The following is a 7,714-nucleotide window of genomic DNA, read 5'->3' as shown; positions in this document are numbered from 1 at the left end:
TTTCCCCCGATGACAAGCTAATCTAATCGGTTTCGAGCACTGCCCACCCTACTATTCTTTCCTAATAATTTACTTTTGGTGGGCAGTGTTTTCCCCCGATGACAAGCTAATCTGATCGGTTTCGAGCACTGCCCACCCTACGCTTAATCTTCTTGAAAATTTAGTGCGATCGCGTGTTTTACCCCGATGACAAGCTAATCCGATCGGTTTCGAGCACTGGCAACCCTAGGATTTATGTTCTTGAAAATTGAGTGCGATCGCGTTTGAGTGCTGCGGTGGGGTAGCAATCAGTAATATTTCTATAATTTATTCTTGAACTTGGTAACTTAGCGCGTTTATCATACGTGATGAAGTACCTTAAATTTCAATTTTCTTCTCCCTGCTCCCTGCTCCCTGCTCCCTGCTCCCTTTAAGCCTAAGCATTCATAATATCCTCCAACAGCTCCTCACTTTCTGACAGCCCAATAAATCCTTCTTGTTGTGCTTGTTTAGCTTTAATAGCTATAAGTTCCTCTTCTAACTCTAAGAACCTTTCAAATTCTTCTATAGAAATAACAACAGCAACATTACGCCCTTTTTTAGTAATTTTTACTGGCTCTCTTCGAGCTAAATCCAACAGTTCACCAAAACGGTTTTTTGCCTCAGATGCTCCAAGGGTTTTCATGACTTTTTAGGTAACAATACTAGATATTAAGTCTAATATAGCCATTTTAGCTAAAATAGTCAATAGCAGCATTTGATGTAGGGTGGGCAGTGCTTACCTTCGAGATTGTCAGCTTTTTAATTGGTATGTAGTGTTTCTCGCATTTATGAGGTACAGTCTTCTTTGAGGTTGATTCCCTGTCTTGATGCAGCGCATCCCTATTCCCTATTCCCTATTCCCTATTCCCTGTTCCCTTTGCTTATGACTATTAAAGCCAATTCAACTAAATTGAACAACAGTCTTGATAAGTCAAATAAAAAAGTTCACCTCAAACAAGAAGAAACATTCCAATGGACAAAGCAGTGGTATCCAGTAGCCGTTGTTGAATTCCTCGCGCCATCTCGTCCTCACAAAATACAGTTACTCGGTAAAGAGCTAGTGTTATGGCGGGATGGGTCTGATCAATGGCGTTGTTTTGAAGATTTTTGTCCCCATCGATTAGCTCCTCTTTCTGAAGGACGTGTCGAGCCTGATGGAACGTTATTGTGTGCTTATCACGCTTGGCGTTTTGATGCTGAAGGAAATTGTGTCAGTATTCCTCAATCCCAAGACCAGGAGACTGAAGTTAAAAACTGCTCGAATCCTAAATCCTGTGCTGTTGCCTATCCAACTCAGCAAAACCAAGGTTTACTGTGGGTATGGCCAGAATCGGGAAGCAAAGCTCAACAGGAAAGTCAGTTGAGAAAACCCCGTTTAATTCCCGAGCTAGAATCAGATTCCGATCGAGTAGTTAAGCTATTTTGGAATATTCGCGACTTGCCCTATGGCTGGGACTTTTTCATGGAAAATGTTGCTGATCCCGCTCACGTACCGGTTTCCCATCACGGTATTATGGGTAGTCGTTATGAAGATGCCAAGTATTATGATATGCCTTGTCTTAGGGAGATATCCACTCAAGAAGGATTTTCCTTTGCTATTAACCCCACCGTTGAGACAGTAGCCGAAGCAGTTCATGACTTTCAACCTCCCTGTCATATGAGAATTGTTACCAGCTATAACGATGGGGGAAAATTAATCTTAGCCTTATATGCCATTCCGACTCGTCCTGGCTGGTGTCGTCATATTGGTTGTCAAGTCTTGGTCAAGAATGAAGCCGGAAAAACACCAGAAGGATTAGGATTTTTTGCCTTACCAATGCCAATTTGGTTGGGTCATGTCTTGGCTTCAGTATTTTTGCATCAAGACTTAGTATTCCTTCACTACCAAGAAAAAATCTTGGCTCGACGACAACAGCAAGACTGGCTCGATGCAGTTTATACTCCGAATCCTCAAGACAAAATGGTAATCACCTTTCGTCAGTGGTTTAAAAAGAGAGCAGGAGGCACAATCCCTTGGGATTCAGGTATAAATGACCAACTTCCCAATGCTGAGTTAGATAAAAAGCAGCTTTTCGATGTGTGGTCAACTCATACTAAAGATTGTGTTGTTTGTCAAAAGGCTCTGACCAACATCAATCGTGCTACGCTAATCAGTTATGGAGCGGCGGCGCTATGTTTATTGATTGGAATAGTTATGGATGCCCGAGCTGTAGCATTTAAGATGGCAATGACTGCAGATGCCGTGACTATATCTCCCTTTAAAGTGATACCTCCAACTGGATTTTGGGTAGGGATCGCGGGAGCAATTCTTTTAGTAACCATAGGCTACTCATTTAAAAGGTTAAGTCGGCTGTTTTACGTTTATGAATTTGACCATTCCAAGAATGATTAAATAAGTTATAAATGTAGTTGATGTAGGGTGGGCAGTGCTGAGCTTAGCCTAGATCAGGTTTTGAATTGGTATTGAGCACTGCCCACCAGCCCAGTAGATGTAGATGTAGGGTGGGCAGTGCTGAGCTTAGCGTAGATCAGGTTTTGAATTGGTATTGAGCACTGCCCACCAGCCCAGTAGATGTAGATGTAGGGTGGGCAGTGCTTAGCTTCGAGATGATCAGTTTTTCAATTGCTATCAACCACTGCCCACCATAGGATTAATTTTATTAAAAATTGAGACTTTTAATTAGAGTGCTCTTGCAGCCAGTTGAGTAAGTCCTCACTGGTCTGAAAATCCCAGATGGCTTCTGATAAACGGTTTAGATCTTCGTTGGTCAAGGCTTCGATTAATGCGATGGCATTAATCGTTAGTTTGCCAAAGCGGCTCTCAAGCAGTCGCAAGAGTAAATTGCTTTCCCCTTCTTCTCGTCCTTGCCTTTTCGCGAAACTCAATGCACCTCGCGAGTCTTCCAAGACCATCTCCTGTTTGCGGAGTTTTTCCACTTCTGACACACTCAACCCCGCTTGATTCGCTATAGTTAACGCTTTTTCCAGCTGTGGTATTTCCCTGAAGTTGTCAGGAATAATTTCTAAGTTGGGCGCTTCTTTAATAAAATATATCCACTTATCGATCACACTTTCTAAATCTTCCAGTTGCTTAGTAAATTTTGGAAGTTCCACAAACACCAGCTTTAACTCGTTCTCCTGATAAGGCAAGTGGTCTTCTTCCTCTTGAAAGTAAAAACAGCTAATTACTTTCTCGCTGGAAGGGAATAACTTAAAATCCGTGATAGTTAAAGCAGCGATGCAGCGCGGTCTTGGGGGTTTCCCCCATGAGCGACTGCATCAAGACAATGACTGGATTTAAATCGAAATATCCCTGTCCCAATTGCAGTTGATTTCCATAGGTTTTGCACAAGTTATAAACCACTCGCTTCTTGAAAGCTTCCACATTCCAGAGTTGGATCTCGATGATGACAGTCGTTCCATCCTCTAATACTGCCTTAACATCTAAATAAGTGTCTTTTAAATCCACTACATCTCCGGCGCTATAGGGATCAATAATTTCTAAATCCTGGATGACGGAATTACCGGAGTATATCATAGCATTGAGAAAGGAAATCAAAATATCCTTACTCTGATCTGAGCCAAAGATTTTCTTGAAAGCAAAGTCAGTTTTGGGACTGATGAATCTCATGGTTTTATACCTTTACTAGGTTTATTTATAGCGATTTTAAATTAGGTGAGGTACAGAGTAATGGGTTTTAGGGAATAGGAATGCGCTGCATCAAGACAGGTGATCAACGTCAAATAAGACTATCATCATAACTGCGATAAACACTATAATTTTGATTATTTACTATTATTTATTACCTATTTATTATTATAGCCATTTTCAATTTATTAATAAAAAAAAATTCCTAAATCCCTTGACATTAAATTAATTTATGTATATATTAATAAGGTAAGCAGTTTTAAGGAATTACTACTGATGAATCACAACCTTCCGCCTAACTCCGATGAAAATACTAACCCTGAAAACCCAGGTCGTAAACCTAAAAAAGTCAAGCACATCTTGGTCGGTTCTCCTAAACAAGTTCGCAAAACAATTAATGCTATCTATTCCCTTAAATACGCCTATCCCGACGAGTGGAGCGCTTTCGAGCCTACCGGAAAATCTGGTCAGGTTACGACTTTTTTGATTCGATACTTATACCTAGACTAGGATAGTAAATTGCCAGGGCGTCGCCCTGGCGACCAGGAATGGTAAAAATTGTTTTGTGGAGGGGTATATATCAGGATGAAGGATGAGTTGGTATGTAGTTACTTTCGAGTAGTTGCTGACTAATTCGATAGTTGATCAGTAGCGATGCAGCGCGGTCTTGGGGGTTCCCCCCATGAGCGACTGCATCAAGACAGTGATTTAGATTTGAGTGCAGCTCAGCTGTACTTGTGGAAGCTTACATAATATAAATCGGTCAACACTTGGGGTTAACCAGAACTTGACCGATTTTTTTTTATTGATTTATTGGTATATATCCTGAGCAGGCATTTTTATATATGTAGTCAGATAATGTCCTGATAATTACCCTTAATCACAATCTGCCCCATCTCTCCATCAATCTTCTTGATGATGGGTATTCAACCTGACTTGATCTAAGGCAGCCCCCCTGGTGCTTTTGAAGGACTTGCTTTTTTTGTGATCAACAAAAAACGACTAACAATGGACGAAATCTCAGAAACCCCTACCTCAGCTAATCCCTCATCCCAAGACTATCGCCAATTCTTGATGGAGGTATTGCTAGCGATCGCTCACAGCAATGGCGACCCCAAAGTCGTCTACCCACTCCTGCAAGCCAACCTAGACAAACTCGATGATAACTTTATCCATACCCTTCAAGCCTGGGCTAGTGCTAAATTCTCAGAAGCGGAACCAGAAACAGCAGAACGCATTGCTAGAAATATTGGCAACTTCAGCAACCTGATCAAGAATTTTCCACTGGGCAATAAAGCCAATAACATAGAAATCGCTATGGCTGGTTACGAACAGCTGCTAACAGTTTTTACCCGTGAGAGTAACCGGGAAATTTGGGCAGCTATTCAAACCAACCTGGGCAATGCCTACTGTCAAAGAATCGGCCACAACAGGGCTGAGAATCTAGAAAAAGCCATTGAAGCATACCAACTAGCCTTGTCAGTTTACACCAAACAAGACTTACCCATCGAGTGGGCAATGACTCAAAACAACTTGGGCATTGCCTACCGTGAAAGAATCTGTGGTGACAAGATTGAGAATCTAGAACTTGCGATTGAAGCATACGAACTAGCTTTGTCAGTTCACACCAAATCAGACTTCCCTATCCAGTGGACAAGAAATCAAAACAACCTGGGTGCTGCCTAAAGTAACAGAATGCGCCACGACAGGGCTCAGAATATAGAACTTGCTATTGAAGCATACCAACGAGCCTTGTCAGTTTACCATAAATCAGACTTAGCCATTGAGTGGGCAATGACTCAAAATCACCTGGGCACAGCCTACTTTGAAAAAATCCCCCAGGACAAGGCTGAGAATATCGAACTTGCTATTGCTGCATACCAACTAACTTTGGAAGTTTATACCAAAAAAGACTTGCCCTATGATTGGGCAATGACTCAATATAACCTAGGTAATGCCTACCGTAAGAGAATACTAGGAGATACTACAGAAAATCAGGAAAATGCGATCGCATCCTATAAAAATGCTTCAGAAATATACTTCCATGACGACTTTCCCGAAGATTGGTAAAACGTTCAACCTTATATTGCTAGACTACTGATTCAGGCAGGAAACTGATATATATTTCGACAATCCAATAGTTTTCCAGCACCCTCTGCTCTCCTCCCATTACTGCCATCGGTTCTGGCTTTAAATTGCGACAATGCAATAGTTTTTAACCACTCATACCCTTTATAAATCCCATAATTCCCATTACCCTCATCGGTTCTGGCTTTAAATTGCGACAATGCAATAGTTTTCCAACACCCTCTGCTCCCAGAAAACCCACACAATCCACCCTCTCCCCAAAACATCTAAGCTAATGCGCATTTAAATTGGTTTTTCCCCGTTCCCAGATCCGCTGATCCGAAGTTCCCTTTGAGCAATTTAGGTATCCCAATCTAAATGCTTAACAGCTTAATTACTCAAAAAAGCCTCTTGTTCCAAATTATCCAGTAACTCTTCAGCAATTTGATACCAAGCTTGCCGGAATTGAACATCATCTTGTTTATCGGAAAGAGTCTTTCCCTTTAATTGGGGATATGTACTATAAAAAAATTGATCAACTTTCTGATAAAAAGTCCCTGGTTCAATCTTCAAATCTAGGCAACGCTGATAGATTTGCTTTTGCCGTTGCTGCTCGGTGTTACTCACAGATGATTTAGAGGGCAATGATGGTATAGAGGGCAATTGCCAGGATATCTTCGGGAATTTTGGTGTAGGAAACCCTCCTCTAGCTACTGCTACCGTTCCAAACACTACTAATAAAGAAATGGACATAGAAATACCAAAAAACCTTAGTTCACGGTTAGTGGATTGCTGTTTGCGATTGAGCACAGCAGTGAACGTTGTTTTAATAGTTTGACCAGGAGCAGCCACTAAGGTAGCGATCTGGGTAAATAGTGTATTTGGTTGTTTATTTGGTTGTTTATTTGGTTGTTTATTTGGTAGCTTAGTTGGTTGTTGATTTGGTAGATTATTTGGTAGCTTAGTTGGCTGCTGGCTACTTACCGGCTGGGGAATTACGGTTTCTAGGGCTTCACTGACATCTTGGGCTGACTGATACCGTTCTTTAGGAAGATTAGCCAGCATTTTAGCCAAGACCGATTTGAAGCTGGGGCTAATGGTTATCTCTTGCCAAAGCCAGGTGGCGTGATAACTATCATAAAAGTCTAGAGGCTGTTTACCGGTTAGCAATACTAAAGCAGTTACCGCTAAAGCGTAAAGGTCGCTAGTGGCATCAGCTTTGCCATATCGTAACTGTTCATCTGGGGAGTAACCCCGCTTTCCCACTTGAGTGCCAATCACGTATCCGGTTGATTGGACAATGGCAGTGGTTACCATTTCTTTGACACAACCAAAGTCAATTAATACTGGCTTATTGTCAGAATTCCGTTTAATCAGATTATCCGGAGAAATATCCCGATGAATGATCTGCTTAGAGTGGATATAATCTAAAACTGGCAAGATGTCTTGGAGCAGTTTAATCACATCTGCTTCCCTAAACTTTTGACCCTGGACTAAAAGCTGGTGATAGGTTAACCCTTCCACATAGTCTTGTACTAAAAAGAGATAATTTTTACGACCAATACTGGTTCTAAGTAACTCTCGAAAACAAGGAATTTGGTTATGTCTGAGCTGGTATAGCATCCCAGCTTCTCGCTCAAATAATTCTTGAGCTTTTTGTAATTCATAGTTGTTTTGAAGTTGGGGAGCAAATTCTTTGAGTACACAACGCTCTTGATAGCGATTAGCATCTTCAGCGAGATAGGTACGTCCAAAAGTTCCTTGACCTAAATCGCCTAAGATTGTATAGCGGTCTTTGATAATTGCTCCAGGTTTTAAGGTATTAGACATAATAGCCGCCAATTGATGATTTATAGTTTAGGGAAGAGGGAGCAGGGAGCAGGGAATCGGGAATCGGGAATCAGGAATCGGGAATCGGGAATCGGGAATCGGAAGGAGTAGGAAAGAAATACGAGGATTTTTTGCAGAAGGAAGTTT

General features: G+C 41.4%; 6 protein-coding genes and 1 pseudogene. 4 read left to right on the top strand and 3 right to left on the bottom strand.

All coding sequences use genetic code 11. The features are described from left to right. Window positions 1-415: 415 nt before the first annotated feature. The gene (locus F6K20_RS16010) at window positions 416-664 is read right to left on the bottom strand and encodes a type II toxin-antitoxin system Phd/YefM family antitoxin (RefSeq protein ID WP_008181728.1); all 249 of its coding nucleotides are present in this window, start codon (window positions 662-664) and stop codon (window positions 416-418) included. Between the two features lie 240 nt (window positions 665-904). Between F6K20_RS16010 and F6K20_RS16005 the strand changes: the two genes are divergently transcribed. Beyond that, window positions 905-2,413, top strand: a complete 1,509-nt coding sequence (locus F6K20_RS16005; RefSeq protein WP_008181729.1) for an aromatic ring-hydroxylating dioxygenase subunit alpha — start codon at window positions 905-907, stop codon at window positions 2,411-2,413. Between the two features lie 284 nt (window positions 2,414-2,697). Here F6K20_RS16005 and F6K20_RS40680 read toward each other — a convergent pair. Further along, window positions 2,698-3,652: pseudogene (locus F6K20_RS40680) on the bottom strand (Rpn family recombination-promoting nuclease/putative transposase). Window positions 3,653-3,946: 294 nt separating this feature from the next. On the opposite strand from F6K20_RS40680, the gene F6K20_RS15995 reads away from it, so the two are divergent. The 3 genes from F6K20_RS15995 to F6K20_RS15985 all read left to right on the top strand — a co-directional run bounded on the left by F6K20_RS15995 (window position 3,947) and on the right by F6K20_RS15985 (window position 5,740). Further along, window positions 3,947-4,180: a hypothetical protein gene (locus tag F6K20_RS15995; protein ID WP_287265753.1), complete on the top strand. Its 234-nt coding sequence runs from the start codon at window positions 3,947-3,949 to the stop codon at window positions 4,178-4,180. Between the two features lie 498 nt (window positions 4,181-4,678). Beyond that, window positions 4,679-5,356 (top strand): tetratricopeptide repeat protein, encoded by a 678-nt coding sequence (locus F6K20_RS15990; protein WP_287295287.1) that lies wholly within the window; start codon window positions 4,679-4,681, stop codon window positions 5,354-5,356. Between the two features lie 9 nt (window positions 5,357-5,365). Further along, window positions 5,366-5,740 (top strand): tetratricopeptide repeat protein, encoded by a 375-nt coding sequence (locus F6K20_RS15985; protein ID WP_287249278.1) that lies wholly within the window; start codon window positions 5,366-5,368, stop codon window positions 5,738-5,740. A 387-nt stretch (window positions 5,741-6,127) separates the two neighbouring features. Here the strand turns inward: F6K20_RS15985 and F6K20_RS15980 are convergent, their stop codons facing one another. Continuing rightward, window positions 6,128-7,567: a serine/threonine-protein kinase gene (locus F6K20_RS15980; protein ID WP_287295285.1), complete on the bottom strand. Its 1,440-nt coding sequence runs from the start codon at window positions 7,565-7,567 to the stop codon at window positions 6,128-6,130. Window positions 7,568-7,714: the final 147 nt, after the last annotated feature.

This window comes from Moorena sp. SIO2C4 (assembly GCF_010672485.1).
GTDB classification, from domain to species: domain Bacteria; phylum Cyanobacteriota; class Cyanobacteriia; order Cyanobacteriales; family Coleofasciculaceae; genus Moorena; species Moorena producens.
This window is presented reverse-complemented; position numbering and strand designations above follow the sequence as displayed.

Bases quoted from the DNA above. Each gene is read 5' to 3' on its own strand.
- F6K20_RS15980 (WP_287295285.1), bottom strand. From the start codon at position 7,567: ATGTCTAATACCTTAAAACCTGGAGCAATTATCAAAGACCGCTATACA.
- F6K20_RS15995 (WP_287265753.1), top strand. From the start codon at position 3,947: ATGAATCACAACCTTCCGCCTAACTCCGATGAAAATACTAACCCTGAA.
- F6K20_RS16010 (WP_008181728.1), bottom strand. From the start codon at position 664: ATGAAAACCCTTGGAGCATCTGAGGCAAAAAACCGTTTTGGTGAACTG.
- F6K20_RS15990 (WP_287295287.1), top strand. From the start codon at position 4,679: ATGGACGAAATCTCAGAAACCCCTACCTCAGCTAATCCCTCATCCCAA.
- F6K20_RS15985 (WP_287249278.1), top strand. From the start codon at position 5,366: ATGCGCCACGACAGGGCTCAGAATATAGAACTTGCTATTGAAGCATAC.
- F6K20_RS16005 (WP_008181729.1), top strand. From the start codon at position 905: ATGACTATTAAAGCCAATTCAACTAAATTGAACAACAGTCTTGATAAG.